The 1089-nt window shown below is 74.7% G+C and carries 1 protein-coding gene; it reads right to left on the reverse strand.

Annotation, left to right across the window (positions count from 1 at the left end):
• Positions 1-81: 81 nt before the first annotated feature.
• On the reverse strand, positions 82-834 hold the full coding sequence (locus tag GT042_RS05580; RefSeq protein ID WP_237530494.1) for a hypothetical protein: 753 nt from the start codon (positions 832-834) through the stop codon (positions 82-84).
• Positions 835-1089: the final 255 nt, after the last annotated feature.

A 1089-nucleotide genomic window follows, 5' to 3' on the forward strand; every position in this document is an offset into this window, starting at 1 on the left:
GGACTCGAACCCCGGACCCGCTGATTAAGAGTCAGCTGCTCTAACCAACTGAGCTAACGGCGCCTGGTGACGTCGTAGACCTTAGCACCCGGATCGGCGTGAGGAAAAATCGATATACGGGGACCGGGGTCGGGGCCGTATTGCCTGGTCAGAGGAGTGCGCGGGGACGCGGGACCGGGTCCGCGCGACACGGCCCGCCGTACGGGCCGCCCGCACGCAGGCCCACAGCAGGACGTCCGGCCCCGGCAGCCACGGATGGCGGGTGTCGGGGGCCACGACCCAGCGCGGCCCCGACGCGTTCCCGGGCGCCAGCGGCGGTACGGTCACGGCGTCCCCGGCCCCGTGACACAGCAGGGGCGGTACGGAGAGGCCGTCGTCCGCCGGGTCACCGTCACCGGCACCTCCCCCCGCCGGGGACCCGTCCGCCGCCGCGCCGCCCCACTCCTCCCACGCCAGCAGGGACGGCAGCCGCTGCGCGGTCCCCGGAGCGGCGAAGAGCAGGGTCCGGCCCCGGTGCGCGGCGACCGGGCCCGACCCCGGGCCGTCGGACCAGAGCCGGTTCAGCATGCGGCGCCCGAAGATCGCCGGGGCGCTGACCACGTCGAACGCCCCGCCGCACGGGAGGACGCCCGGGGTGCTGGGGCGGGCGGCCCACAGCGAGAGCGTCGAGCGGGGGTACGGCCCCGCCGAGGCGAGCCAGTCCGCCCCGGCCGGCGTGACGCGGGCCGTGTGGTGCCCGCCCTCCTCACGGAGGAGACCGAAGATGTCGTCACGGCGCTCGTCGTCACTCACGCCCGGACTCAAAGGTGATTCGTCTCGCAGCCATCCGCTCATGTCACCCAGATCTACCGGGAGTGACGGCCCCATTCCTGAGAGTTCACGGAAACCGGGACAGGGCGTGGCGGGAGGGCGTAACCTTCGCCCCGGCATATGCCAGAAGCCTGGCCGGATCCGGCGGCCGAGGGGGCGCCCGCAAGCGCCACCTCTCGCCCGCGGGCTGCCGCTTCCGGGCGGCGCGCCCAAGCCCTGCCCCCCGGCCGCAAGCGCCGCCCTCAGGCCGCAAGCCGCCCCCAGCCGCAAGCCCCCCAA

Origin of the sequence: Streptomyces sp. SID3212 (assembly GCF_009865405.1) — a bacterium.
Taxonomy (GTDB): domain Bacteria; phylum Actinomycetota; class Actinomycetes; order Streptomycetales; family Streptomycetaceae; genus Streptomyces.

What these genes read in the sequence shown, in the direction of transcription:
- GT042_RS05580 (WP_237530494.1), bottom strand. Translation starts at nt 834, where the DNA reads ATGAGCGGATGGCTGCGAGACGAATCACCTTTGAGTCCGGGCGTGAGT.